This window comes from Citrobacter braakii (assembly GCF_009648935.1).
In the GTDB taxonomy this organism is placed as follows: Bacteria; Pseudomonadota; Gammaproteobacteria; order Enterobacterales; family Enterobacteriaceae; genus Citrobacter; species Citrobacter braakii.
The window spans coordinates 3,809,855-3,834,944 of record NZ_CP045771.1 but is presented as its reverse complement, the minus strand read 5'-3'; the positions used below and the strand labels follow the sequence as shown (position 1 = coordinate 3,834,944).

Below are 25,090 nucleotides of genomic sequence, written 5' to 3'. Positions count from 1 at the left end.
AACCCTAAATTTTAATTTCGAAGGAATCCATACACATGGCTAACACGCTTACCGGGTTGATCCCGACTATCTATACCGCTCTGGATACTGTGTCACGTGAGCAGGTTGGGTTTATCCCTTCCGTATCACGTAATGCGAAAGCAGATGCAGCAGCGAAAGGGCAGTCAGTTACTGCACCAGTCGCACCGCCTGCAACGACCGTTGACATTGAACCGGGGGCTACGGCGCCAGATGATGGCAATCAGAATATCGGAAACGTTGAAGTTAAGATCACCAAATCCAAAATGGCCCCGGTCAAATGGAACGGTGAAGAGCAACTGGCGCTGGGTCCAGCAGGTACCTACAACACTATTCTTGCGGATCAGTTTAAGCAGGCGTTTCGCGCGCTGTCTAACGAGATGGATGCCGATTTGGCGGCGCTGTATTACGCCTCATCCCGTGCTGTTGGTACTGCGGGTACAGCACCGTTTGGTATTGCCGGTGATTTATCCGATGCAGCAAACGCGCGACAGGTTCTTTCAGACAACGGCTCACCGACGACTGATTTGCAGATGGTTCTGGGCTCCTCTGCGATTGCGAACCTTCGCGGTAAGCAGTCGGTGCTGTTTAAAGTGAACGAATCGGGTACTGATGCCTTACTGCGTGAAGGTATCGTGGGTCGCCTGGAGGGCTTTAACATCCACGAATCCGCACACGTTAAGAAACGTGCAGCATCTGCTGCTGCCGGATACCTGGTCAATGACGCGAAAGATGAAGGCGACATTCTGATTCCCATTGATAGCGGCGCGGGGGCCTTTGCTGCCGGTGATATCGTGATGTTCGACGGTGACAGCAATCAGTATCTGGTGGCCGCGGCTACTGCTGCAACTATCACCCTGGCAGCTCCGGGCTTACGCCAGGCGCTGGCCGACAACACCGCTATTACTGCGACCGGCCCCTTCACTGCCAATATGGCGTTTGATCGCAACGCATTCCTGCTGGCGTCCCGAACCCCGGCAATGCCGCAGGGTGGCGATACCGCGGATGATGTTATGAACGTTACCGACCCGGTCTCGGGCATCACTTACCAGGTGGCGCTATACCGTCAGTACCGCCAGGTGCGCTACGAAGTTGGCCTGTCATGGGGTGTGGCGGCAGTGAAAACGGAACATTCGGTTCTGCTGTTGGGTTAACAATCAGGGGCTTCGGCCCCTTTTTTAGTGGAGGGCCAATGGCCGGATTAACTAAAGAACAGCGCGCTCAACGAGCGGCGGAAAAACTTGCTGCCGAACTTGCTGCAAAAAGCAATTCTGAGCAGCAGGAGCAGCAGGAGCAGCAGGAGCAGCAGGAGCAGCAGGAGCAGCAGGAGCAGCAGGAGCAGCAGGAGCAGCAGCAGGAGCAGCAGGAGCAGCAGGAGCAGGATTATCTGGTTGCTATGGTCACTGACTTTCCGGCATTTCCCGGCGCTCCAACAAATGCTGACGTACATCCTGATGAGGTTGAAAACTGGAAGGCGCTCGGCTGGAAAGAAACGGAGTAATAGATGCTCACCTTCATAACTGTTGAAGACGTCAATTCCATTCTGGGAGATTCCTGGACTGATGAAAGCAAAAAAGTCAGGTCTGTATTGATGGCTAACACCTGGATGAATGGTCTCAATCTGAAGCTTCCGTGCAATAAGGCTACTCACGAAACCATTATTCCTGACGATGTGAAGCAGGCTGGCGCCTATGCGGCACTGGCTGCATCAAATGGCGGGCTGTATCAGCAGAAAACCGATTCTGGGGTGCTGCTGAGTAAGACGGTTGATGCTGACGATGTTTCTGTTTCAAAGTCCTATGCCGAGATCGCCACCAATAGCACGGCATTACTCGATTCCGACCTGCAGCTTGCGCTGGCCATGCTTATGCCATATGGCGTTAGTAAGTCGCAGGTGCGGTTGGTCAGGGGGTAGGTAGCATGGGCATACGTGACGAGCTACAAACTGAAGTCGCCGCAGCATTCGATACCGACCTGCAGGATGCTGTTAAGGATTTCACTGGAACATACACCGTTCGAGGTGACTGGGATCCGGTAACGGAAACCGGCAGTGAAACGCAGGTGACGTATTCAGGGCGCGGTGTTCTGGCGCGGTACAAACTCCGTCGTATCGATGGCATTAATATCCTGCACGGTGACCTGAAATTAACCGCCCTGGTTAACGAGGTGACCGATAGGCCAGCAGTCGGGCACTTTGTCACGGCGCCGGAACCGATAACTTGTGTACCTCAGCGTTATGAGGTCATAACCGCCGCTGTTGATTCCGCTGGTGCTGCGTATTCCATCCAGTTACGGAGGGCGTGATATGGCTAAGGGCTGGAGTATTGACCCGGCAGCATTCGCCGGGCTGGTGGCCGATGACGTGAGGTTGCGGCAGCGAGCTATCGCTACACAGTTGCTGAATGAAATCGTGAAACGGTCTCCTGTCGGCAATCCAGAGTTATGGGCGATTAACGCTACCGCCGTCGAGTACTCCAAAGCGGTTGGAGAATGGAACGAATCGCTCTACGACAACCCGGATAATCTGACCAAAACCGGGCGACTCAGGAAGAAAGTACGTGTTAACGACAGCATGGATATCAAACGCCCGGCAGATTATCGTGCGGGTACGTTCAGGGCTTCGCATTTCGTAAGTATCGGATCACCGGATTACTCGGTTCCAACAGAGGAGGACCCGCGCGGAACGACGACATTTCTCAACGGTAAAAACATCATCGATCAGGCTCCGGCCTACTCAGTGATTTATATCCAGTCAAACCTTCCTTACTCCGTACCTCTGGAGAACGGGCATTCAACGCAGGCTCCAGCGGGCGTCTATGCAGTTTCATTTAACGGTGTCGTTCAGGCCTACAAATGACCCTTACAGAAATCAGAAACGCTGTCATTTCCCGAATGACGGCGCAGACCGCTATTGCTTCTGATGGGGTGGACTATCCCAACGGACCGCTATTTGATCCGAGTGGCCGCGATATCTGGGCACGCTTCACCAATATTTCAGGGCAGGCGGGAGCCAACGAAACCGGGAACGGGCCGGTAGTTCATCGAACCGGTGTACTTATCATTCAGCTATTTGTACCGGTCTACACCGGCACGATTCTGCTTACTCAAACAGCAGACCAACTAACGGAGCATTTTGAATTCCAGAATGACGGACGACTGAGTTACTTCGCTGTATCGGCAATCCCGGCGGGCGAGGCCGACGGCTGGTCTCAGCTCAATCTACATATTCCTTACCGCGCTCTGTAGCGCTTAACTTCGATGGAGGTGACCGCATGTCGAGCGGCGCTAAGGTACTCTCGGCCTTTATCCGGGAGACGACACCAGGAATTACGCCTGCTGGCGTCTGGAATCTTCTCAAACGTACCAATTGGGGCGTTGGCCCGTCCCAGAACACCAACGATAACGATGAGATTGGTGGAACCCGAATGGCGCAGGGCGCTACGCTGGGGACGGTCGATGTTGGCGGCGATGTCGGGGCAAAATTCCGCTATGGCCAGCATGATGACTTTCTTGCTTCGTGTTTTGGCGCAGAGTGGGCAAGCAATGTGCTGACGATGGGGAATGACCGTATTTCCTTCTCTCTTGCGACATACGCTTCGGACGTTGGCATTGCCTCTATTGTTCGTGGCGCGCAGGTGAGCGTGTTCCAGTTGGAAGTTCCGAATGATGGCGACGTTACCGCGACAGTCACATTCGCCGGGCTGGGTTGGGACTCAAAAGCAGACGATACGAGTTACATCACAGGCACACCTGCTGATAATGCTGGCGAGTTGCGTTATTCGTTCAAAGAGGTCACTGCAATTAACCTGAATGGCGTCGATGGTGGTGATGGTTTCTGTATTGATACCTTTAACATCAAGTTTGATAACAACGTTCAGACTCAGCGTTGTATCGGTACCGGCTCACCGTATGCCGGGGCCAATATCCCGACTACGTTCACGCCGTCAGGTTCGATCACTTTGTCGTGGTCAAAAGCAGCGTGGGAGGTCTGGAGTAAAACGCTTACTGGCGCAACCGTGCCATTCAGTTTCACGCTGGCGAACGACGAAGGGCAATACACGTTTAACTTCCCGAAAGTGCAGGTCTCTGGCGACTGGCCGGATGGCGGCAATACCGACATTATTCAGGTTCAACTGGATATCACTGCAGCTGACGAGTCGCCGACGATTACCCGCGCTGTTACCGCCCCTGCCACGGCAATCAGCGTAACGCCAGAAACTTCATCAGGTGATGTCGGTACTTCCGTCACGCTGACAGCGAACCTTGCCCCGGCTGGTGCGACTGATGCTGTGCAGTGGGAGTCATCAGATCCGACTGTCGCAACGGTGGTATCGACAGGCCCAAAAACCTGCCAGGTAGTCAGAGCCGGCGCCGGCACCGCAACGATAACCGGTAAAGTGCGAGGCTTCACCGCCACCGCCGAGATTATCGTAACTGAACCATAAAATTTCCCTTGCCCGTTCCGCTCTCCATGGTGGCGCGGGCTTTTTTCATGCAGGAGTTTTTAATGATTATCCTAGCCCCACGAATTGATGTTGGTGGCGAGCGCTGGTTCACACCACTGAAAGGTCTGAAACCCATTGAAGGCCTGAAACTGCTCGTCAACAGCATTGATAACGACCAGTATCGCTCGCGTAATGCTCTTATCCGTCGTCATATTGAAAAAATGGACGCCAGTTACCAGGTTGGAACCAGCGAATTTAGCCTGTCAGCGGTCGGGGAAATAGACTCTGCTGATGATCTGCTTATCGACAACTGTGCGCATTACCTGCTCAAAGACTGGAAGGGCGTTGGTGAGTTTGTTGATGGCGAAGAAGTTCCGATTGAATACACGCCGGAACGCGGAGCTGCACTTCTGAAACAGGAGCCAGCGATTTACTGGCAAATTCTGGCGGAGGCAGCCAGCATCGCCCAGGGCAAAGAGCAGCAAAAGCAGGAAACCGTAAAAAAGCCATCGAAGCGCAGAAGTGGCTGAGTGAATTCGGCGGGGAGCGGGGTGAAAAGGCAAAGTGGCGAAGGGAGAAATTAAAACTCCCGCCAATTCCTGAGCCTGAGATTGATGCTGTAACGGGGGAGATACTCAACGCTTACGCAATGATTTCTCGCGGCAGACAGTATACCGGAATGGCTGGCGTACCGCTCCCGTTGTCCCTGCACGATATCGAGCGCTATCTGGCCTCACGTTCTATCCTGATTGACCGCACAGAGTTTGATGCTTCGATACTTGCCCTCGACGATGCCTGGCGGGATGAGTGGGCGAAGGAACAGAAAGGAAGCAGCAAGAAGAAATGAGCCTCGGTACAGTCCGGGGCTTTTTTATACCCGCAACAAATCGTGCATTCGCGTGCGCATCTTCCAGCAAGAGCTTTCCGTAGTGTGAGTCTGAGACAGGGTGGTGGATTTCATCGTACCGCTCTTGGCTGCCCATGTCTGGCCGCGTTCCCCGTCAAAGGGCAAATGAAGTTACTGTATGCGGCGGCATGAGCATGAATAACCGAATTGTTGAATGCGCCTCCAGAGCTGGGCGAGACTTCTCGGAGTTCATGAAAGGCGAGAAGAACATGGTGGAGGCGCTACGGTTTGCTGAAGAATTCACAGAGCAGTTACGCATTTACGGCTGCGTTAATCACCACTTTATCAAGTTCATGATGCTGAAGGCGATAATGAAGGTGTTCGACGATGTACAGCGTGAGGAAAAGCGTGAAGATCGCCGACGCAAACGAGCGACAGAAAAATGAAGACTGAACACAACCTCGCTCTGGCGGGGTTTTTTTACGCCCGGAGAAAGGTAAATGACCGAACAAACATCACGCCTTGCTATTGTTCTGGATAGTTCCGGGGCAAAGAATAATGCCGATAATCTGGCGACGGCGCTGGCTAGAATCACCCAGGCTGGCGAGCAGGCGGAAAGGTCAACAGACAGCCTGAAGCATGAGTTCATTGATTACAACATAGTGCAAAAATCTGTTTCCAAAGAGACGCGGAACCATCGCCAAGAACTGAGTGAGCAACAGAAAGCTCTTGCAAAGCTAAGGGACCAGATTGACCCGGTTAGTGCGGCCTTGGATAAGCTGGATGACAGATATCAGGAACTCAAGAAATACCAGAAGGCTGGGATTCTGCCGGATGACGATTTCGATTATCTGGCATCTAAGCTCCGCGAGACAGAAAAAGCAATCAATGGTGAGGCGCTGGCTGAAAGAGCTGCTGCAAAAGCCAGAGATAAGCAAAGCGCGTCACTTCAGCGTCTTTCCGCTCAGCTTGACCCGATAGGTACGGCATTTAAAAGGCTGGCAGACCAGCAGAAGCAACTCGACAGCGCGAAGGCTTCTGGTATGTTGTCGCCGGAAAGATACGATGTGCTTTCTTCCAGCCTTGCGACTACCCGTAAGCAACTGGAAATCACCCAGGATGCAATGAAGAAGACCGGGGTCACGTCCCGCGCGATGGCGTACCAGATGCGCATGATCCCAGCGCAAATGACCGATATTGTCGTGAGCCTCGCTTCCGGTCAGGCTCCGATGACGGTCTTATTGCAGCAGGGCGGTCAGCTTAAAGATATGTTCGGCGGTATCGGGCCAGCGATTAAAGGAGTTGGCGGATATGTGGCGGGGCTGATTAACCCGTTTACTCTGGCGGCTGCGGCGGTCGGTGTTCTTGGTCTGGCCTATTACAAAGGCTCTAAGGATCAGGATGCGTATAATAAATCCATTATTCTTACAGGTGGCTATGCTGGTAAAACTGCCGGTGAGTTGCAGATAATGGCGAAGTCGCTTTCGACATTTTCAATATCCCAGAGTCAATTTGCTGAAAGTATTGCAAAGGTCGTTGGTACAGGCAGCTTTTCAGGCTCCAGCATTATGATGATAGCCGATACTGCTGAAAAAATGCGGGACTCGGTAGGAGTGTCAGTCGATGACACAATAAAACAGTTCCAGCGCATTCAAGACGACCCAGTAAATGCTGTAAAAGAGCTTGATAAATCGATCCACTTCCTCACCGCTACGCAGTTAGAGCAGATCACCACTCTTGCCGAGCAGGGCAGAAGCCAGGAAGCGGCGAGAATAGCCATGGAAAGCTATTCATCTGCAATGCGAACCCGCTCAGAAGAAATTAAGGCTAGCTTAGGCTCACTGGAAACAGCCTGGAACTGGCTTGGTGACGCAGCAAAAAGCGCATGGGACAAAATGCTGGATATCGGTCGCGTGAAGACGACCAAGCAGCAAATAGATGAAATTGAGCGAAAACTTGTTGAGTTCCAGACGAATCCTGTAAGTAAGGGGCTGTATTTTAATGAGACCGGACTTACCGCTGATGACCTGAGAAATGAACTGAAGAAGCTGAAAGAAATTGATTTTCGCGAAAGCCTGGACAACGCCAGAGAGCAGGCAGATAAAAACGAAGAGGAAAGGAAAAAGCGCGAATTTAATGCGACAAAGAAACTCAACCAGCAATATGAAAACGAGGAAGAGCGTCACCAGCGCACACTGAATGAAATCAGGAATTCAGGGGCAAGTCAGGCGGCAATTGATCAGGCTATCCAGCGTGAAAATGCTCGTTATGAGAAGTCGCTACAGAAGGGAAATCGCGGCAGAAAAGGCAAATCTTACTCCGAAGACGCAGCAACCCGGTTGCTCGACCAGCTAAACCGTCAGCATGAGGTAATGCAGCAGCAGCTTAATACCACTGAAAAAATCGGTACAGCAGAGCAAGCGCTCGTTAAATGGAAGTCTCAACTTTCAGAGATACAGAAAAAAGGCATTATAACAGCAGAGCAGAAATCCCTGCTTGCTAACCAGGCTTCGATTACCGCTCAGTATGAGAAGAACGCGGATCTGGAAAAAGAAATCGCCTTGCGAAAGGATGCCGATAAGCTAACAGCCTATAAAAACACGCTTTCATCTGGTCTGCAAAATGATGCTATCGGGCTACAGAATAGCCTAAACAGCAACACTGTTTTGTCGCAGGAGCAGAAACGCCAGCAAGAGCTTACAAAGATTGCCAGCGATTACCAGAAGAAGCAGGTTGAGCTAACCAACCAGAGAACAACCGGGCAGATATCTCAAAGTCTTTATGACGAAGAGACAGCGGCATTGCAACAGGCACTGAATCAGAGGCTGGCAATGCAGCAGGCTTACTACTCCCAGCTTGACCAGTTAAATGGCAACTGGCAATTAGGTGTTCAGAATGGCCTACAATCGTACCTTAATAGCGTCCCAACCCTTTATGAGTCGGTAACATCGGCAGCCACATCAATCCTTTCATCTACGGAATCCGCCATTTCCTCAAATCTATCAGCAATGGTTCAGGGTACGGAAAGCCTGAGTGAAGGGTTTAAAAACATGGCTACAGGGATGGGGCAAGCGGTGATTGACGCTTTAACCAAAATGGCGGCTCAGTGGCTGGTTTATCAGGCTGTGCAGTTACTGGTTGGCAAAACTACTGCTGCTGGCGCTGCGGCTTCCATGATTGGGCAAGCTACAGCGATGTCACAAATTGCAGGGATAAACGCATATGCATCCGCTGCTGCGATTCCTATTACTGGTTGGGCTATGGCCCCGGCAGCAATGGCTACAGCTTTAGCTGCAACCACACCACTTATTGCTTCTGTAGCTGCTAGCTCAGCCGCAATGACAGCAGGGGTTGGTCTAACTGGCATGGCTCACAACGGCATTGATTCAGTACCATCAACCGGCACATGGTTGCTGGAGAAAGGCGAGCGTGTGATGACTGCGCAAACATCGGCCCGGCTGGATTCCACTCTTGAAAACCTCAAAAAGAATGGGCTGGATGCGACCCTGAGCAAACCAGGGTATGGGACAGGTGTTCAGAATGTAAGCAGCAGTCAGAACGCCACAACCGTCCATGCTCCAATTGAGCAAAATGTTTATGTTCAGGGCGGTGATCCAGAACAGCTAACAGCCACGCTGAGGAAGAACAATGAAGATCTATCCAGAACGATAATCAAACTCATAGATCAGAAAATGACCGGAGAGGTGATAAATCCGCAGGGAAATTTCGGAAAGGCTCTAAAAAGTCGTTATGTGCGCGGATACAAAGAGTGATAAGTAAGGAAAAGAATCTAAGCATTGTTCTGTTCCAACCCTATGATAATCTGTTTTCGACAGCACTTGAAGGGCAAGAAACATGGATGACAATACCAATATAGCAAGCTTTAAAATAATCTTGGACGGTTTTCGTGAGGATAGCGATGCTAAAGCTGTTGGTGAGGCTGTAGGTGCAACCATTCAAAAATTAGCTAACGCACTAAATCTTGCATCGTTAGTAGGAGTAACCATCTCTTACAATTATCAATTAGCTCTAAATTCTGTCGATAGAGGGTTTGAAACATCAATGGAGCTTTCCCCATCAAGCGGGGATGTTATTGGTGTCGCAATGACAGTTGGGGTGTTAAGGGATGGTAAGAATTGTGCCTACATAGTTTTTCACGCTCCATATCTTGAGGGAATTCTTGAGCCGAACTCAGAAGACTGGTTGATCGCTCTAGGGATCATTGCACATGAATGTGCTCATGTCTCCAACTTAGCAGCATTAAACAAATGCTTCCCCGGCATGTTGCTTACACATAGATGCAAAAATATTCATGATCAACTTCGTATCAATTGTTGGATGGCAGTAATCGAGGAATATTGTGCAACTAGGTTGTCAGTGGTGTTTGATGAAAGGCAGATCGATAGGTTAAAGGATACATTCATTAAACAAGCGGAAAACCTTTACGACTATGTGAAGGATGAAACATTTCATTATCAGATGCACAGAGATGTTGATCTCACATTGGATAAAGTTTATTCAGCAATAGCCTCCACATTGACTCTTGCCGCATACTATCTAGGAGCATGCGCAGGAATGAGCGTTAATTTCAGGGAAGGTAATGAAGAAACATTTCCATCTTTCGAATGGCTTCTCCCATTTATTGAAAGATTGGATTTTGCGTGTGATGGTATTTTTGAACGTTATGGTCATTGGGAGGGGGTTGATGAGATGGAGGTTATCTCAGACATCCTCGATTCTATAGCTGTTCATCTTGGTGTAACGGTAAGAGAGACTCCCAAAGGGATACATGTGGGTATAAACTCTTTTTGACTTTCGACCTTAGAGGAAAATAAAATGAAAAAAATAGTTGCAATAATAATTCCATTAATTCTTTCTTCATTGCTCGGGTGTACCTACACAAATCATTATGAAAGCGGAACAAAAATATCCGCTGAGAAGGTGCAAAAGATTGTTAAGGGAAAGACTACAGAAGCGGATCTGATTAACATGTTCGGTCAGCCTTTCTCAAAAGGTGTCGTGAGCGAAAATGAAACCAAATGGATTTATACGCACAACACAGTTTCCGCTTCGGCGCAGGCATTTACAATGAAAACAACGTCAAACGCTGAGATGACTACATTGGATATTCTTTTGAGGGATGGAGTTGTTATTAATTACGCATATACCAAGTCTCCATTAAATCCAACCATGAATATGAAAACGTCCCTATGACACGAAGGCCCACTCAGGTGGGCTTTTTAACAATTAGTGCCATTTACTTGATGCCCTCAAGATATCTCTAACTCACCATATCTACTCATACTTCATCGTATCTAATTGCGGGTAAGAGTCCATGACGCTATCCCGCTGCCGGTGATTGAAGAGCATTATTACACGGCAGCAGAGGCTGGACAGAAAATCGGCGTCAGCGCCAATAAAATCGGGCGCATAGCTAACGCGAACAACCTCAAAACTGAGCAGTAGGGCAAATTCTTTCTGGATAAGTCGGCTCACTCCACTAAGCAGGTTGAAGCATTCCGCAATAACACCAACGGCATTGAATCTCTTCGCCATCTGAACCATGGTGCTGATGTTGCCTGACGGATAACAAATTTAGGTCAAGAACCCGCTTAACGGCGGGTTTTTTATGCCCGGAGGAAAAGTGGCAGAAAAATACTACCCCCACGACTATCTCCCTATGCCGCTTCAGGATGGCTATGCATTTCAGCCAGTCAGTCCGTTAAAGCGTACCGAAATGACAACCGGCCGTGCCCGCCAGCGCCGGGCATTCATTTCCACGCCAACACAGGCAAATGTGCAGTGGTTTTTTGAAACGGACATTCAGGCCCAGCTATTTGAGGCCTGGTACCGCGAAACGATCACTGACGGTGCTGACTGGTTTTTCATGCGACTACAGACCCCGCTGGGCGTTGAGTTCTATAAATGCCGGTTCACCGATATCTATCAGGGGCCGACGCTGGTCGCCCCGATTTACTGGCAGTTCTCCGCGACGCTGGAGCTATGGACACGTCCTGTTCTTAGCGATGGCTGGGCTGAGTTCCCGGATTACATCATCAACAGTAGCATCATTGATATTGCAATTAACAGGGAGTGGCCCGAAGCATGACCAGCCCGACTTTAAAACGACTGTACGCCTCTTCCGGTGAAGAGGTCATTATCAAAACCCTGCAGATCAACATCGGTGATGATGCTCTGTATCTCTGTGATGGCTATGACGACATAACCGCGACAACGGAAACCGGCGAAGAAGTGACATTTATCGCAAGCACCATCGACGTTGCGTTACCTGCGCGAAACAGCGACGGTACACAGGATCTACAGTTTGCAGTCTCTAACATTAATGGCGAGGCATCGACATCCGTGCGTAGCGCGCTGGAAAACTTGCGTGGCGCCACAGTGACTTACCGCCAGTTTACCTCTGACGATTTAACCGCTCCCGCCGAACGTCCTTATACCCTGACGGTTAAAAACGGGTACTGGACCGCGACGCAGGCGCAGATTATCGCAGGGTACATGAACGTGCTGGATACAGCCTGGCCCCGCTATCGCTACACACTCCCGTTCTATCCTGGCCTTCGTTACATGAGCTAAGGAGTTTCAATGTTCAATCAAGATAAATACCTTTCAGTCACATGGCTGAAGGGCGGACGCGCTTACCCTGAACTTGACTGTTTCGGCATCGTGAATGAAGTGCGTCGCGATCTGGGGCTTCATGAATGGCCTGATTTTGCCGGAGTGACTAAAGACGATGGTGGCCTTGACCGAGAAGCAAAAAGTTTCTCACTGACTCTTTCCCAATGCGAGCCATGCGCTGGTGCAGGGGTTTATTGCTATTCCGGTTCAACGGTGACGCATGTTGCAGTCGTGGTGGATATCAACGAGCAACTTTATGTTGTGGAATGCAACCCAAAGACCAACGTGACCATCCTTCCATTGCCGCGCTTTATGCGTCGGTTTGTTAAAGTGGAGTTCTGGCAGTGACTATCAGAATTTATCCATCCCGGTTACCCGGCGAGCCGCTGGAAATACATGAACATGGCGCACTGACTCTTCATCAGTGGTTGTCGGGCAACGTTGATAATTATCGTTCAGATATTAAACATCCGATTGCGGTTGAAGTTGATGGCGAAAATATTCCCGCAACGGAATGGTTCGATTATGTCATAGCCCCATCCAGTGAAGTACGTATCTATCCGATCCCTTACGGGCTGGAGGCTGGGACAATTGCGTGGATAGCTGTTGCTATTTCTGCCGCATCCGTTGCATATGCGCTATTTTTTGCACCAGGCGCGCTCGATCCGGGAGGATATTCATCAGGAACAGGCAATTCACTCGATGTAAACCCGGCTAAAGCCAACCAGGCTAAGCTTGGGGAGCCGATTCGTGAGCTGTTCGGACGCCGCCGAATTTACCCCGATTACGTAGTACAGCCGGTAACCCGCTTCAGCCAGGATGATCCGACAGTGATGACCGTTGAAATGTTCGTCGCGCTGGGATTCGGACAATTTTCATTCGGCAAAGGGGATATGCGTGTTGGTGCCACGCCTGTTTCATCGCTGGGTGATAGTTTCGCGTACACCGTTTTTCAGCCCGGCCAGAATGTGGCTGGTGACCGCCGTAGCGAAAACTGGTTTAACTCCACTGAAGTTGGAGGCACCAGCTCTGGCGCCGGGCTGGATATGGCCCAGACGGCGCCGGACAAGGATGATGTTGTTGCGCAGTCACTGACGGTGTCTGGAAACACAATCACGTTTAACGGATTAAGCGCTGACGACGATACTGCAACAAACGAGCTGCCTGATTCGTGGATTGCTGGCGCAACGGTTGAGCTAATCGTACCCGATCAGTTTGTTGTAACCAACGATGGCGCATACAGCCGAATTACCAGTGACAATCTGGCGGAACTCGCCCCTTATGTCGGCATGCCGGTAACGCTCTGGTACAACAGCGTCGACTATAGCCTGTTTATCGCTTCGTATACGCCGCATGCAGACGCGACAGAGGAAGAAGAGGAAGTCACCGCCTCGGTAACGCTGGCTTATGAGAGTGACACCGGTACGCCTTTTACGGGTATTCCAGAGGGGGATATCAGGCTTTCCGTTTCTCACGCTGGATATCAGTACAAAATTTTCGACGTTGACGGCACAAGTGTGACTCTTCAGCGCTTGATTGACGGCGTTGTCAATAACACATGGCCGGGTTTCGTTGCGCGCACCGTGCTTGATTTTGACGCATCTGGCGTTAACCAGAATGATTCCTGGATGGGGCCGTTTCTGGCATGCCCGGATAATGAAACCATCGACATGTTTGAAGTGAATTTCTTCTTCCCGAATGGCATTTGCTGGTACGACAAAAAAGGGAGAAAACAAAACAGAACGGTTCGCTGGGAAGTTCAGTACCGCGTCTATGGCTCTGGTTCTGGATGGTTGAGCAAAACCGGCTCGTATAATACAAAAAATATAAATGGTCTTGGTTTTACTGAGCGCATCACGCTGAGTTCTCCTGGCCTTGTTGAAGTGCGATGTCGACGCACTAACGAGCAGGGACAGGATAACAGCCGCGATAATATGTACTGGCAATCGTTGCGTGGCCGCCTTCTGACCTCGCCGTCATCGTACGCTGGCGTAACGACGATGGGTGTCACGGTGGAAACAGGCGGCAAGCTGGCCGCTCAGTCCGATCGCCGGGTGAACGTGGTAGCGACAAGGATTTACGACACTGGCGCACCAAGAAGCATCTCTGGCGCCCTGTACCACGTTGGTAACTCGTTGGGGCTGGATATGGACACCGACGCCATTGATGCGCTGGAAAGTGCGTACTGGACGCCTGGCAATGAGTTTTTCGATTTCGAGACGACTGACAGCACATCTGCGCTGGAGGTTTTGCAGAAGATAGCCAACGCCGGGAAAAGTTATTTTCTGCTGACGGACGGGCTTGCTTCGGTTGCGCGTGAAGGCGTAAAGCCATGGTCCGGGGTTATCAGTCCGCATGAGATGACTGAAGACCTGCAAACTGCATTCGTTGCTCCCTCCGGTGACGATTATGACGGCGTTGATGTAACGTATATCAACGGAACGACCTGGGCTGAGGAGACGGTACAGTGCCGGACCCCGGATAATCCAACCCCTGTCAAAATCGAAGACTACACTCTTGATGGTGTGCTTGATCGTGATCGCGCGTACCAAATCGGCATGCGCCGGTTGATGAAGTATCAGCAGCAGCGGCTGACCCATACGACATCTACTGAGCTGGACGCACTTTGCTATAACATCGGCGACCGTATCGTGCTGACTGACGATATACCCGGTAGCCAGACGGTCAGCACACTGATTGAGTCGATGGCGTCTGTGGATGGCACAACGACATTCACGGTGACAGAGCGGCTTGACTGGTCGTTTCCAAATCCTCGCGTGCTGATTCGTTATCAGGATGGTTCGGCTTCCTCACTAATGGTGGCGACCAGTGCAGGTGATTACCGGGTTTCCGTACCTTACCTGGCGACGTTCGATGACATGATTCTTGATGATCCCGGCATTGAACCGCCACGCCTGATTTTCTGCGACTCTTCACGAGTGGGCTATAACGCTCTTGTCTCAGAGATAGCCCCGCAATCTGACGGCACATGTCAGATAACGGCGAAACAGTATAAACCCAGCTTCTACGATCACGACAATGCAACATATCCCGGCGATACAGCCTGATTTCACCTACTTAACTATCACCCGCTTCGGCGGGTTTTTTCGTTTATGAGGCTCATATGACGACTTATAACACCGGCAACTCGCTGGGATCTGCTGCTGCAAAAGACCTTAACGATAACGCGCAAAACATGGATTATCTGATGAATGACCAGGTGAATGATCGACGCAATGATCGTCTTGGACATTCCCGTAAAACCTGGCACGGTATGGAGTCAGCTCATGAGAAACAACTTGCCCGCTTTTCTGCTGCCTTTCAGGAATTTCTTGTTAAGTCCGGATATGACTTTCTCGGCGATTACGAGGACGGTCCTCTTACTTTCACTGCACGAAATCAGACAATCCGGTATCAGGGGCAGTTCTGGAGACTGAATACAGCAACGGATGTTCCATTCACGACACGCGGAACGGATGCCATAAGCTGGGCAGAGGATGTTAATCATCTGGTCCTGATGGACGCTGACATGCTGCGTCAGGAACTGGCACTACCGGATGGAGCCTGGCTGGTAGGACTGGGTGATTTGACGCTGGGTGAGATACTGGCTCAGAAAATCTTCATTATTGTCATTACCGGACAGTCGAATGCAGTCGGTGCAAATAGTGGAGGGCCTAATCCGGCAAGCGATAAAATCGTTATCTGGGATGGTGCAACGGGCGACTGGGGAAGCAGTGATTATACCCGTCCACCGCTGTCACGCTCCAGTCCGAACGGGAACGGCGGCAACAACAATATAGCGCTGGCATTTGCACATCGCCTTGTGGATGAGTTTAAGGCAGAAAAGGTGTTCATCATCTATGATGCGGCAGGTGGGCGTTCCATTGAGGACTGGACAGGGGAGGGGGTTAACTCAGTCCGCTACGCAGCGATAAAAGGCAAGGTTGAAGCGGCGCTGGCCTCACCGGAAATTGTCGCCACAGGGAAGACGAGAGTCGATATGGTTGTCTTTGCGCAAGGGGAAGCTAACGGACTGACAGATACCATTACGGATTACCGCAGCAAGCTTGCCACGCTGGACAGGCAGTTTCGTGCTGAAAGCTGGATGTCTGATACCACACCGATGTTTATCATGGGTATGAGCGGATTACACATGCGTTACCAGGTCTGGCAGGCGCAACTGGATTATTGTGAAAACCACAACCGCAACTGCATTTATGTGAACTCTGCAGGACTAAAGACACAATACGACGTTGATGGTGCGGGAGATTACACGCACTGGCTGGGTACATCCCTTTGGGAACATGGCTATTATCGAATCTGGCAAGCACTGCATGAACGCGGGGTCACACACCGCCATACTGTTGCAGCGTTCTCTGCCCGGGGGGCGGGTCCGTGGAGTGGCGAGGCCATCGCGCTGGCAAAATTTTCGAGCCTGGTAAGTGCAGGCTCCACAACGGGTGATTTTCCGGCGAACGGCCCTGCTGCGTCGCACGCGATTCACTGGGGTTATCAATGTACAGCTGCAAATAATGCGCTTGCTGGAGGGTATCAGGTAACGATGGAGTCCGGTGCGAGTTATTCTATAGCATGGGGCCGCCTGAATATGTTTGCTGCTCAGGCGCAAAACTCAGCAGCTTTCGGTTACGGCAATACCATTAATACTCCCTACGCTTTTGCCGGTGGGAGAGGACATACAATCGCAGATCCTTACTGCGCGGCACTTGGCGGATTCTCTGAATACAAAACCTCGCTGGCAGATCCTGTAAGGTTCCAGGTTGGCATCGGTAAGGCTGAGGCTTCGCCAAAAACCGGTTTTGCCGTATTTGAGTCAGGCAGGTCACTGTTCGCGGGTAACATTGATTTTAAAACGGATAATAATTCCTCTGTAGGGACGCCGAGCGCACGCGCGTCAGTTATCTATGCGGGTACTGCTGCAATCAACACCTCTGATATAACGACGAAAAAATCACGTGGAGCGTTAACCGATGCTGAATTACGGGCATGGGCTAAAGTGCCGCCGACAATTTATCAGATACTGGAGTCACTGAATGAAAAAGGTGAGGACGCGCGGCTACATGCAGGGCTGATTGCACAGGATGTTGCTACGGCGTTTGAATCTGAGGGGCTGGATCCGCGCCGTTACGCGTTGTTCTGTGAAGACGAAATATTCGAAGAGGTATTCGAACCTCAAATCAGGACTGTTTCACGTCAGAAGCGTGGGCCGGGAGTTATCAGGGAGTCCGGTATTGTTGACGGCGTAGAAGTTACGGTCGAGCGTAGAGTAGAAGACGCGCTTCAGTACAAGCTTGTTAATGATGAGTTCGTGCCAGAGATTGAAGAAGTGGAAGAGACAGTGATGATTCCGGTTCGAAAGTCAGCAGGGATACGCCTCGGGCTGCGTTATACAGAATGCCTTATTTTTGAAGCTGCTTATCAGCGCTCTGTCAGCACTAAACTGGCGGCGCGCCTTGATGAGCTTACTGTTCCGGCACGTTACGCAGCCAGGTGCGGGAACAGTAATAGCTAAAATCCAACCCGATCAGTATCTATTCCACTTTTCCGACGAACATATCAGGGCCAATCTGCTGGATGTCTATGACACTACCGGGGCGGGGTCAGTCCAAAAATGACTCTGAGGTGTCTGTTAAATCCGTGGCGATTCATCTCCTGTTCATCGTTCAGTTAGCTTTTATCCGTTTCCTCCACTTCTTACGCAGCATACATACTTCGGTGCTGGCCGAAGCGTCATACTTTCGTCGGTAATAAACTGATCGGAAATTAACGACGGAGCTAAATCATGATTGCGGTACTTTTTGAAGCTGACGCCCTGCCAGAGGCACAGGAAAGATATCTTCAGCTTGCTGCCGAACTGAAGCCTTTACTGTCAGACACGCCGGGTTTTATTTCTATTGAGCGCTACCAGAGCCTGAGCGCGCCCGGAAAAATTCTTTCTTTGTCATGGTGGGAAGATGAGGAATCTGTAGCAGGATGGAAGCAAAATGTTATGCACTTGGCAGCACAGAAAGAAGGTAAACAGTCAATTTTTTTATTCTACAGAATACGTGTTGCCAGAGTGTTCCGTGATTACTCTTCTGATAAGGAGGCACATCAGCATGTATGACATTCACGTCATTCTAAGCAATACTCCGGGTTCGCTGCCTCACTTGGCAGTGTGCTGGGCAAAAACGGTGTGCGCCCTGATGGATAGGCGCGCGTGGACAGTCATGGGGAGATTCTTCTTTCATGTCATGGGGCGTTGGCGGAGATGGAGAGAGAGCTTATTGTTGAGCGAACACGGGTTGGCTTAGCTGCTGCGCGCGAAGATGGTCGGATCGGCGGCAGACGGCCAAAGTTAAGCGCAGAAGAGTAGGCTCAGGCTGGAAGGTTGATTGCTGCAGGTGAGTCAAGAAAACGTGTGGCTATAATTTATGATGTCGGGGTGTCCACGCTATACAAAAAATTTCCTGCGCGGTGTTGAGAAGACGCCACGCGTCGTCGTATGCAAGAACGGGCGGCGGCGAACTGGCGAACGTTCGATAGTGCGAGTATTGAATGATTGCCAGTCCGCTTTGAGCGAGGAGCAGACATTGTAACTTTCGCAAGCTGATTTTGAGATAGGATGGCTTTCACTTGGCTGGCATTGTGTAATGCCGTCATAGAATATGCATAATAACTTTCTTCAGCGACTAACTATTCATCATAAAATCGATATTACTGTAGAGGACAGGCGTTTCTGGCCACATTGTCTCTACAAGGAAAAACTGAAAATGAGATTTATAACACTGTTTACATTACTTTTCGCTCTTCCCCTCCATGCCGAAGACCATGATTATGGTCCTCCCATCTCTAGATGCTTGAACAAACATACTATTCCCTATATCAACACGACGATTCCTGCTGAGAATATTGTTAATGATGCTTATAAGGAGTGCGAGGATATCGTTAATGAATGGAATAATGAGCGTGCATCCTTGCCCAAGGAAATGGTAATCAAGCAGAATAAGGAATTTAGGGAGATGTATGTCAGGATGATTGATACCCGCAGGAAAACAGATGTTAACAAAAGATGAAGGCTTTGTTTTACTTCATTTTGTAAAGTAGCGCTCTTAGGGCCAGGTAAAATCTCGCATTAAGCTTTCCTGAAAGGCAGTTTTGAGCGAAGATCGGGCATTTCCTTAAAAGAAAATTTAAATCTAATGTAAAGTAAAACTTAACATTAAATAGACCGGTCAAACTGAATGACTATAATTATTTTAATTTATAAAGTGGCCTGACTAAATATTTTTTTCAAAGCTTCCCTAACAATATACACCTTGGTTGCATCAGAAATTCTACCACCATGTGCTCCTGCCTTTTTGAACAACTCACTGAAAATTTCTTTGATAAGAATTTCATTAACTGCCATTTGAGTTTCTTTATTATATTTATCCATTTCCTGTTGGATTAGTCTTAACATGCTTTCCATTTCAGTAGGTTGCTCATTCATCCATTCAATAAGCGCAGATTCATTAGCAATATCTGGGCTTTCTCTATGGCATTTATTGCATAGCAGAATATAATTTGAGACATCATTACTTCCGCCTAGTGAGTGAGGGATAATATGCGCCCTCTCCAATTTTGAGGATTCGCGGCCACAGCAGACACATACATTGAAATCACACGCATTATCATAGCGCGTATCATCCAAACCTCTTTGAATTCCATTGTCAATCCAGTACTGCCAGATCTTTTTTTTACTTGGTGCGTTTTGTCTAGGAACTACTGCCATATTACTGCTCCTCAAGAATTCAAACAGTTGATTAGAGATCAGCTGACCTGCGCCCTATAGATTAACACACTACGCTGTTAGCAACGTCCGCTCCTGGCACAGAGCTGACGTGCTAACTAGGCCAAAGGTCAGCTGTAGAGCGGAAGCGGACTTAATGGTCTTAACAGCTATATTGGCCTATTTTATAATTTACGGCCTACCCGTTTCTACAATGATTGCGCATGGAATAGTTGTCATTAATTAATTTTTGGATTTTACTTATTCTTTTTCCAGATCTAAAAATGATCATAAATTGCCAAGAAAATATAAATGTCATAAACATAAAAAAGATCAATCCTATTGTTTTAAAAATTATCTCACCGAATTCAATAAATCCTACGCCTCCCATCGAACTTGCCCTATCAATTGATTTCATCATTTCAAGCATAAGATAAACAGATGTAAAGTAGCATATAGATAAAGACGAAAAACAAATGAGCATGCTAATTAACCTACTAGTTAATGTGTTATATGTGTCTGAATACCCCACTACAATACGATTGTTACTCTCTGAGAATTTAAGAATATCAAGTAATTTTCTACCAAATGAAAAAAGCTGGATGATTTCCAATGCATTATTATAATGGAGTAGTTTTTTTAAAATATTGAATGGGATAGGTCTGCTGTTATGTATTCTAGATACACACACTTGGATTATATAAGGAGTTGTTCTCTTATTACTTAGTTCTTTAGAAAGAGTATCAACAATGCCAGTTTTATTCCTATTATTACCATGAATAAAACTCACCCATAATGAAAAAAATGAGATAGCTATAGGGAGAAAGGCAAAAATAAGAGATATTTTCATCAGAAATCCTAAATTTTCAATTAGAAAGTTATGAAATTCGACAAGAGACGCCCAATAATATAACTCTTAACCACAGATAAATGCTATGAAAATTTGTTAATGTCACTGATAATAGGTAGGTTGACAGCAATGACCTGCCCGTCGCTTATTAAAGCAACTAAGTGTGAGCAACTTCCGCTTTTGGCACAGAGTGGACTGTCAGGTTAGGTTTGGCTCTGTGCCATAAGACTGCCAGCTCAGGTCTGAGCTAATACAACTCAAGCGATATGATGGTTCAAGGCGTTTAATCTGAAACCAGCCACATATCAGCCTCTTCAAACATTTCCTGAACAGTACGGCTTATCTGTTCCTTCTCATGCTTGCTGGCGTCAGTGTTGATCGCCGGCAGCGTCATCATCGGTTTAACCCGGACATCAGCATCGGGGAAAATCCGGTGAACCCTCTTGGTCAACTCGCCCAGAATGATATCTTTTGCACCGGGCAGACCATCAAAATTCCTTTTGTCATAAACGAGTTCCACGAACATTGCTTATTGCCTCTTTACTGGATGGATATACAGTATTTATACTGTTTTTTTATCCAGTATTCAAGAAGGGGTTAATGATGCCACGACGTAGCGATATTGAAATAGCCTGGCATGCTTCGATACAGCGAGAACCGAATGGTCGGAAGACTGTCACCACACAGCGGTTTGTCCAGGAACTGGGTAAGGTTAACTGGCACTGGACGCCGAAGCAGGCCAACGATTGGATAGAATGTTATGTGACAACATTCCGCGATGTCTCCACGCAGGAAGGCGAGAACCGAACCTTTCAGCTGTTCAATCCAAACGGAGGACTATAGCCATGGGGTTCCCTTCACCGGCCAGCGATTACGTTGAAACGAGGATCTCACTCGATCAGCAGCTTATCAGCCAGCCAGCAGCGACTTACTTCATGCGGGCATCGCGTTCACATTTCAGGGAAGGGATACTCCAGGGAGCGCTGCTTGTGGTAGATGCGTCACTTACTGCCTGCGATGGTTCACTGCTGATATGTGCAATCGACGGGGAGTTCAGGATCAAGCGATATCGGACTCATCCTCAACCCCATCTGATTAATCTGGAGAGCGGGAGAAGGGAGGCGCTACCAGTAGATGATGACGGTTACGGTTCTGCACCCGCTATATTCGGGGTGATTACTTACATCATTAATGATGCCAGCAATGCGGAGTTTGATGACTGCCCGGTGATGTAGATAGAAACACATCATGGGAAAGAATAATTATGCTCAATTGGTGGTTATTTGACCATTTATGATCTTGGTAAGATTTTAGTTAAAAATATTAGATATCAATCACAAAGATTTAATGACAACCATCTTTGTAATGACTATAAATTTACCCACTCGCTAAGGATATAGCGTATCCAATATGCACTGCTGTGTAATTACGGGGTCTGTTGATGTCAGCAGACACCCGGTTTTTCATCATCAACTACACAGTCACTGTACTGCCAGGCAAATTTAAAAGTTATGGTTGTGTTTCTCCCCAGTTATTCCCCGGAGTATCCCCCGCTCAGAAAACAGACATAAAAAAGCCGTAACAGGCTGGTTCTTAGATGATTTTTGGTCGGCACGAGAGGATTTGAATCTCCGATCTCCCCATGACGACGAGCCGCCGTCTTAAGGGCTGCTATGTGCCCAGAAGCAGACGCTGGTCATTCGTAATCAATATTGCTTCAATTAACGTATATCCCAAGTCTGATGCAGATTATGCAAATTTAATGCCCCAAGAAGTGGAAGGCTGACTAGCTAAGGAGCCCTTTAAAAATATGAATATATAAGATGATTTGTATCGAACCTCGTTGCACCATGCGTTCCGATTAATGCCGCATTGTCAGTTGAACTTTGCTACTCTATGAGTGGTAGTACCCTTTATCCAATGCGGATTTAAATTAATGGAATAAATGATTATGAGTGAAAATGATATAATCCCAAAGAAGTCTAAAAGCCAGATTAACAAAGCAGTATTCTTTACATCTGCTTTGTTAATTTTCCTTCTTGTCGCCTTTGCCGCCGTATTCCCGGATGTTGCCGACAAAAATTTTAAACTACTTCAACAACAAATCTTCACGAATGCCAGCTGGTTCTACATCCTGGCTGTGGCCCTGATTTTACTGAGTGTCACGTTCCTGGGACTCTCACGCTACGGCGATATCAAGCTGGGCCCGGACCATGCGCAGCCTGATTTCAGCTACCACTCCTGGTTTGCGATGCTTTTTTCGGCAGGGATGGGGATCGGCCTGATGTTCTTTGGCGTTGCCGAACCTGTGATGCATTATCTTTCGCCCCCCGTCGGCACTCCAGAGACCGTTGCGGCAGCGAAGGAAGCAATGCGTCTGACCTTCTTCCACTGGGGCCTGCACGCATGGGCAATCTATGCCATTGTGGCGCTGATTCTGGCGTTCTTCAGTTACCGTCACGGTTTGCCTTTAACGCTGCGCTCCGCACTCTATCCCATTATTGGCGATCGCATATACGGGCCTGTAGGCCATGCGGTTGATATTTTCGCTGTTATAGGCACGGTCTTTGGCGTTGCTACATCGTTGGGTTACGGTGTTTTGCAGGTGAATGCCGGTTTGAACCATCTTTTCGGGATACCCATTAATGAAACTGTGCAGGTCATTCTGATCGTGGTCATCACGGGGTTAGCGACGATTTCAGTGGTGTCGGGCCTGGACAAGGGAATACGCATCCTGTCTGAGCTCAATCTGGGCCTGGCGTTGTTGTTGCTGGCGCTGGTCCTGTGTCTGGGACCAACCGTGCTTCTGCTGAAGTCATTTGTGGAAAATACGGGCGGTTATCTTTCAGAACTGGTGAGTAAAACGTTCAACCTTTACGCGTATGAACCTAAGTCGAGCAACTGGCTGGGAGGCTGGACATTATTGTATTGGGGATGGTGGCTTTCATGGTCGCCGTTTGTGGGGATGTTCATCGCACGGGTATCCCGCGGCCGAACCATTCGCGAGTTTGTCACCGGTGTGCTGTTTGTTCCTGCCGGCTTTACGCTCATGTGGATGACGGTATTTGGTAACAGCGCGATCTATCTTATTATGAACCAGGGGGCGACTGACCTCGCCAATACCGTTCAGCAGGATGTTGCTCTGGCCCTGTTCAATTTCCTGGAGCATTTCCCGTTCTCCTCCGTACTGTCATTCATTGCAATGGCGATGGTCATTGTCTTCTTTGTCACATCTGCTGATTCGGGGGCAATGGTTGTAGATACTCTGGCATCAGGTGGGGTGGCAAACACACCCGTCTGGCAGAGAATCTTCTGGGCCTCGCTCATGGGAATTGTTGCTATTGCGCTTCTCCTTGCAGGAGGGCTAAGCGCGCTGCAAACGGTGACAATAGCAAGTGCATTACCCTTCTCAGCTATCTTATTGATATCCATATACGGACTGTTAAAAGCCCTGCGTCGGGATTTGACTAAGCGTGAAAGCCTGAGCATGGCGACTATTGCTCCGACGGCTGCACGTAACCCAATTCCGTGGCAGAGAAGGTTGCGCAATATAGCTTATCTGCCGAAGCGTTCTCTTGTGAAACGCTTTATGGACGACGTTATCCAACCCGCCATGACGCTCGTTCAGGAAGAACTGAACAAGCAGGGGACGATAAGCCATATCAGTGACGCTGCCGATGATCGTATTCGACTTGAAGTCGATTTGGGCAACGAGCTGAATTATATTTATGAAGTGAGGCTTCGCGGGTATAACTCACCGACATTCGCCCTAGCTGCGATGGATAATGATGAGCATCATGCTGAACAACATCGATATTATCGCGCTGAGGTCTATCTCAAAGAAGGTGGTCAAAATTATGATGTGATGGGCTGGAATCAGGAACAGCTTATTAATGACATACTCGACCAGTATGAAAAACATCTGCACTTCCTGCACCTAGTTCGTTAATATCCACATGCTGTCATGGAAGGCAGCATTTATTTATTCCGACCGCAACCCGAGGAAATGCAGAAAGAATTCACGGTGACCATATAGATATCTGATAGATATTTAATAAAGTCAATTTATTTTGATTTATAATATGGCAACAATTCTAATAAAAAAACCATGGTTGTGGGGCAAGCTATTGGGTTGTTGATAAGGAAAGGGCAAAGCATTCGCGTGAGGATGGGCGTCTGCTTTGTGCCAAGCGGACCTTGAGTGCTAATTATACTTTTGGAAACAGCAGCACAGGTTCTTACGCCATCACCAGATTATTTTTTCAATGGAAAAAGATGCAGGGTATTAGCTGCCAACGGGTATATCCCCAGCATTCGGGTTGACTCCTTCAGTTCTTCAAGGCTAGCGTTCTCCTGGGGCATACGGCCGCCCCAGATGGTTATGCCTTCCGACAGGTGCGCGGGGCGGCCTTGTTTCTCTTCACTGATTTCTATTGTTTCACCATTACTCAGTGTGATAATTAGAGATGCCACTTCCATAGGCTGGTTTTCTCCATTAACGTTCTTAAGTTCTACCTTCATCAAAA

26 protein-coding genes and 3 pseudogenes are annotated in these 25,090 nt (G+C 48.9%); 24 read left to right on the top strand and 5 right to left on the bottom strand.

Annotation, left to right across the window (positions count from 1 at the left end):
* The first annotated feature begins 35 nt into the window (after positions 1 to 35).
* The 22 genes and pseudogenes from GFC06_RS18015 to GFC06_RS17910 all read left to right on the top strand — a co-directional run bounded on the left by GFC06_RS18015 (position 36) and on the right by GFC06_RS17910 (position 19,019).
* Positions 36 to 1,172: a P22 phage major capsid protein family protein gene (locus GFC06_RS18015; RefSeq protein ID WP_047418045.1), complete on the top strand. Its 1,137-nt coding sequence runs from the start codon at positions 36 to 38 to the stop codon at positions 1,170 to 1,172.
* Positions 1,173 to 1,210: 38 nt separating this feature from the next.
* Positions 1,211 to 1,519, top strand: coding sequence for a hypothetical protein (locus tag GFC06_RS18010; RefSeq protein ID WP_153690457.1), 309 nt, complete (start codon positions 1,211 to 1,213; stop codon positions 1,517 to 1,519).
* A gap of 3 nt (positions 1,520 to 1,522) precedes the next feature.
* The gene (locus GFC06_RS18005; RefSeq protein ID WP_047418040.1) at positions 1,523 to 1,933 is read left to right on the top strand and encodes a DnaT-like ssDNA-binding protein; all 411 of its coding nucleotides are present in this window, start codon (positions 1,523 to 1,525) and stop codon (positions 1,931 to 1,933) included.
* Positions 1,934 to 1,938: 5 nt separating this feature from the next.
* The gene (locus tag GFC06_RS18000) at positions 1,939 to 2,322 is read left to right on the top strand and encodes a hypothetical protein (protein WP_047418037.1); all 384 of its coding nucleotides are present in this window, start codon (positions 1,939 to 1,941) and stop codon (positions 2,320 to 2,322) included.
* Position 2,323: 1 nt separating this feature from the next.
* Positions 2,324 to 2,875 carry a hypothetical protein gene (locus tag GFC06_RS17995; protein ID WP_047418035.1) on the top strand — a complete coding sequence of 184 codons (552 nt, stop codon included), beginning with the start codon at positions 2,324 to 2,326 and terminating at the stop codon, positions 2,873 to 2,875.
* Entirely contained in the window at positions 2,872 to 3,264 is a 393-nt protein-coding gene (locus GFC06_RS17990) for a phage tail terminator-like protein (RefSeq protein ID WP_047418033.1), read from the top strand. The genes GFC06_RS17995 and GFC06_RS17990 overlap by 4 nt, the downstream gene beginning before the upstream one ends.
* 26 nt (positions 3,265 to 3,290) lie before the next feature.
* Complete coding sequence (locus GFC06_RS17985) at positions 3,291 to 4,463, top strand: phage tail tube protein (RefSeq protein WP_047418030.1); 1,173 nt, start codon at positions 3,291 to 3,293, stop codon at positions 4,461 to 4,463.
* 62 nt (positions 4,464 to 4,525) lie between these two features.
* Positions 4,526 to 4,993, top strand: coding sequence for a hypothetical protein (locus GFC06_RS17980; RefSeq protein WP_047418027.1), 468 nt, complete (start codon positions 4,526 to 4,528; stop codon positions 4,991 to 4,993).
* Positions 4,994 to 5,142: 149 nt separating this feature from the next.
* Positions 5,143 to 5,310, top strand: coding sequence for a hypothetical protein (locus GFC06_RS17975; RefSeq protein ID WP_103766491.1), 168 nt, complete (start codon positions 5,143 to 5,145; stop codon positions 5,308 to 5,310).
* A gap of 194 nt (positions 5,311 to 5,504) precedes the next feature.
* Positions 5,505 to 5,756 carry a hypothetical protein gene (locus GFC06_RS17970; protein ID WP_047418022.1) on the top strand — a complete coding sequence of 84 codons (252 nt, stop codon included), beginning with the start codon at positions 5,505 to 5,507 and terminating at the stop codon, positions 5,754 to 5,756.
* A gap of 54 nt (positions 5,757 to 5,810) precedes the next feature.
* Positions 5,811 to 9,083 carry a phage tail length tape measure family protein gene (locus GFC06_RS17965; RefSeq protein ID WP_153690456.1) on the top strand — a complete coding sequence of 1,091 codons (3,273 nt, stop codon included), beginning with the start codon at positions 5,811 to 5,813 and terminating at the stop codon, positions 9,081 to 9,083.
* 82 nt (positions 9,084 to 9,165) lie between these two features.
* Positions 9,166 to 10,122 (top strand): hypothetical protein, encoded by a 957-nt coding sequence (locus GFC06_RS17960; protein WP_131345987.1) that lies wholly within the window; start codon positions 9,166 to 9,168, stop codon positions 10,120 to 10,122.
* Between the two features lie 24 nt (positions 10,123 to 10,146).
* The gene (locus tag GFC06_RS17955; protein WP_047500758.1) at positions 10,147 to 10,524 is read left to right on the top strand and encodes a hypothetical protein; all 378 of its coding nucleotides are present in this window, start codon (positions 10,147 to 10,149) and stop codon (positions 10,522 to 10,524) included.
* Between the two features lie 120 nt (positions 10,525 to 10,644).
* Positions 10,645 to 10,893, top strand: a pseudogene (locus GFC06_RS23415) (phage repressor protein); the annotation flags it as partial.
* Between the two features lie 61 nt (positions 10,894 to 10,954).
* Entirely contained in the window at positions 10,955 to 11,419 is a 465-nt protein-coding gene (locus GFC06_RS17950) for a hypothetical protein (RefSeq protein WP_153690455.1), read from the top strand.
* On the top strand, positions 11,416 to 11,904 hold the full coding sequence (locus GFC06_RS17945; RefSeq protein ID WP_019076987.1) for a DUF1833 family protein: 489 nt from the start codon (positions 11,416 to 11,418) through the stop codon (positions 11,902 to 11,904). The genes GFC06_RS17950 and GFC06_RS17945 overlap by 4 nt, the downstream gene beginning before the upstream one ends.
* A 9-nt stretch (positions 11,905 to 11,913) precedes the next feature.
* On the top strand, positions 11,914 to 12,294 hold the full coding sequence (locus GFC06_RS17940) for a hypothetical protein (protein WP_047418006.1): 381 nt from the start codon (positions 11,914 to 11,916) through the stop codon (positions 12,292 to 12,294).
* Positions 12,291 to 15,014, top strand: coding sequence for a host specificity factor TipJ family phage tail protein (locus tag GFC06_RS17935; protein WP_153690454.1), 2,724 nt, complete (start codon positions 12,291 to 12,293; stop codon positions 15,012 to 15,014). The genes GFC06_RS17940 and GFC06_RS17935 overlap by 4 nt, the downstream gene beginning before the upstream one ends.
* Positions 15,015 to 15,070: 56 nt before the next feature.
* The gene (locus GFC06_RS17930; protein ID WP_153690453.1) at positions 15,071 to 17,476 is read left to right on the top strand and encodes a sialate O-acetylesterase; all 2,406 of its coding nucleotides are present in this window, start codon (positions 15,071 to 15,073) and stop codon (positions 17,474 to 17,476) included.
* Between the two features lie 270 nt (positions 17,477 to 17,746).
* Positions 17,747 to 18,070, top strand: coding sequence for an antibiotic biosynthesis monooxygenase family protein (locus GFC06_RS17925; RefSeq protein ID WP_047418003.1), 324 nt, complete (start codon positions 17,747 to 17,749; stop codon positions 18,068 to 18,070).
* 97 nt (positions 18,071 to 18,167) lie between these two features.
* A pseudogene (locus GFC06_RS23270) lies at positions 18,168 to 18,427 on the top strand (helix-turn-helix domain-containing protein); the annotation flags it as partial.
* A gap of 289 nt (positions 18,428 to 18,716) precedes the next feature.
* Complete coding sequence (locus GFC06_RS17910) at positions 18,717 to 19,019, top strand: hypothetical protein (protein ID WP_052134162.1); 303 nt, start codon at positions 18,717 to 18,719, stop codon at positions 19,017 to 19,019.
* A 188-nt stretch (positions 19,020 to 19,207) separates the two neighbouring features.
* Here the strand turns inward: GFC06_RS17910 and GFC06_RS17905 are convergent, their stop codons facing one another.
* The 4 genes and pseudogenes from GFC06_RS17905 to GFC06_RS17890 form a co-directional block, all read right to left on the bottom strand.
* Positions 19,208 to 19,717: an HNH endonuclease gene (locus tag GFC06_RS17905; protein ID WP_052134161.1), complete on the bottom strand. Its 510-nt coding sequence runs from the start codon at positions 19,715 to 19,717 to the stop codon at positions 19,208 to 19,210.
* 196 nt (positions 19,718 to 19,913) lie between these two features.
* Positions 19,914 to 20,564, bottom strand: coding sequence for a hypothetical protein (locus tag GFC06_RS17900; RefSeq protein WP_101699969.1), 651 nt, complete (start codon positions 20,562 to 20,564; stop codon positions 19,914 to 19,916).
* A 283-nt stretch (positions 20,565 to 20,847) separates the two neighbouring features.
* On the bottom strand, positions 20,848 to 21,090 hold the full coding sequence (locus GFC06_RS17895; RefSeq protein WP_003840850.1) for a DinI family protein: 243 nt from the start codon (positions 21,088 to 21,090) through the stop codon (positions 20,848 to 20,850).
* 95 nt (positions 21,091 to 21,185) lie between these two features.
* Positions 21,186 to 21,287: pseudogene (locus tag GFC06_RS17890) on the bottom strand (hypothetical protein); the annotation flags it as partial.
* Positions 21,288 to 21,409: 122 nt separating this feature from the next.
* Between GFC06_RS17890 and GFC06_RS17885 the strand changes: the two are divergent.
* Positions 21,410 to 21,799 (top strand): HumD family translesion DNA polymerase, encoded by a 390-nt coding sequence (locus GFC06_RS17885; RefSeq protein ID WP_047417995.1) that lies wholly within the window; start codon positions 21,410 to 21,412, stop codon positions 21,797 to 21,799.
* A 716-nt stretch (positions 21,800 to 22,515) separates the two neighbouring features.
* Positions 22,516 to 24,513, top strand: a complete 1,998-nt coding sequence (locus tag GFC06_RS17880; RefSeq protein ID WP_047418455.1) for a BCCT family transporter — start codon at positions 22,516 to 22,518, stop codon at positions 24,511 to 24,513.
* Positions 24,514 to 24,818: 305 nt separating this feature from the next.
* On the opposite strand, the gene GFC06_RS17875 is transcribed toward GFC06_RS17880, so the two are convergent.
* Positions 24,819 to 25,085 (bottom strand): hypothetical protein, encoded by a 267-nt coding sequence (locus GFC06_RS17875; RefSeq protein WP_047417991.1) that lies wholly within the window; start codon positions 25,083 to 25,085, stop codon positions 24,819 to 24,821.
* Positions 25,086 to 25,090 lie beyond the last annotated feature (5 nt).

Coding starts and splice junctions, on each gene's coding strand:
- GFC06_RS17895 (WP_003840850.1), bottom strand. CDS start 21,090: ATGTTCGTGGAACTCGTTTATGACAAAAGGAATTTTGATGGTCTGCCC.
- GFC06_RS18000 (WP_047418037.1), top strand. CDS start 1,939: ATGGGCATACGTGACGAGCTACAAACTGAAGTCGCCGCAGCATTCGAT.
- GFC06_RS17980 (WP_047418027.1), top strand. CDS start 4,526: ATGATTATCCTAGCCCCACGAATTGATGTTGGTGGCGAGCGCTGGTTC.
- GFC06_RS17925 (WP_047418003.1), top strand. CDS start 17,747: ATGATTGCGGTACTTTTTGAAGCTGACGCCCTGCCAGAGGCACAGGAA.
- GFC06_RS17985 (WP_047418030.1), top strand. CDS start 3,291: ATGTCGAGCGGCGCTAAGGTACTCTCGGCCTTTATCCGGGAGACGACA.
- GFC06_RS17940 (WP_047418006.1), top strand. CDS start 11,914: ATGTTCAATCAAGATAAATACCTTTCAGTCACATGGCTGAAGGGCGGA.
- GFC06_RS17875 (WP_047417991.1), bottom strand. CDS start 25,085: ATGAAGGTAGAACTTAAGAACGTTAATGGAGAAAACCAGCCTATGGAA.
- GFC06_RS17910 (WP_052134162.1), top strand. CDS start 18,717: ATGAGATTTATAACACTGTTTACATTACTTTTCGCTCTTCCCCTCCAT.
- GFC06_RS17965 (WP_153690456.1), top strand. CDS start 5,811: ATGACCGAACAAACATCACGCCTTGCTATTGTTCTGGATAGTTCCGGG.
- GFC06_RS17960 (WP_131345987.1), top strand. CDS start 9,166: ATGGATGACAATACCAATATAGCAAGCTTTAAAATAATCTTGGACGGT.
- GFC06_RS17955 (WP_047500758.1), top strand. CDS start 10,147: ATGAAAAAAATAGTTGCAATAATAATTCCATTAATTCTTTCTTCATTG.
- GFC06_RS18005 (WP_047418040.1), top strand. CDS start 1,523: ATGCTCACCTTCATAACTGTTGAAGACGTCAATTCCATTCTGGGAGAT.
- GFC06_RS17995 (WP_047418035.1), top strand. CDS start 2,324: ATGGCTAAGGGCTGGAGTATTGACCCGGCAGCATTCGCCGGGCTGGTG.
- GFC06_RS17990 (WP_047418033.1), top strand. CDS start 2,872: ATGACCCTTACAGAAATCAGAAACGCTGTCATTTCCCGAATGACGGCG.
- GFC06_RS17880 (WP_047418455.1), top strand. CDS start 22,516: ATGAGTGAAAATGATATAATCCCAAAGAAGTCTAAAAGCCAGATTAAC.
- GFC06_RS18010 (WP_153690457.1), top strand. CDS start 1,211: ATGGCCGGATTAACTAAAGAACAGCGCGCTCAACGAGCGGCGGAAAAA.
- GFC06_RS17945 (WP_019076987.1), top strand. CDS start 11,416: ATGACCAGCCCGACTTTAAAACGACTGTACGCCTCTTCCGGTGAAGAG.
- GFC06_RS17900 (WP_101699969.1), bottom strand. CDS start 20,564: ATGAAAATATCTCTTATTTTTGCCTTTCTCCCTATAGCTATCTCATTT.
- GFC06_RS17970 (WP_047418022.1), top strand. CDS start 5,505: ATGAATAACCGAATTGTTGAATGCGCCTCCAGAGCTGGGCGAGACTTC.
- GFC06_RS18015 (WP_047418045.1), top strand. CDS start 36: ATGGCTAACACGCTTACCGGGTTGATCCCGACTATCTATACCGCTCTG.
- GFC06_RS17905 (WP_052134161.1), bottom strand. CDS start 19,717: ATGGCAGTAGTTCCTAGACAAAACGCACCAAGTAAAAAAAAGATCTGG.
- GFC06_RS17975 (WP_103766491.1), top strand. CDS start 5,143: ATGGCTGGCGTACCGCTCCCGTTGTCCCTGCACGATATCGAGCGCTAT.
- GFC06_RS17885 (WP_047417995.1), top strand. CDS start 21,410: ATGGGGTTCCCTTCACCGGCCAGCGATTACGTTGAAACGAGGATCTCA.
- GFC06_RS17930 (WP_153690453.1), top strand. CDS start 15,071: ATGACGACTTATAACACCGGCAACTCGCTGGGATCTGCTGCTGCAAAA.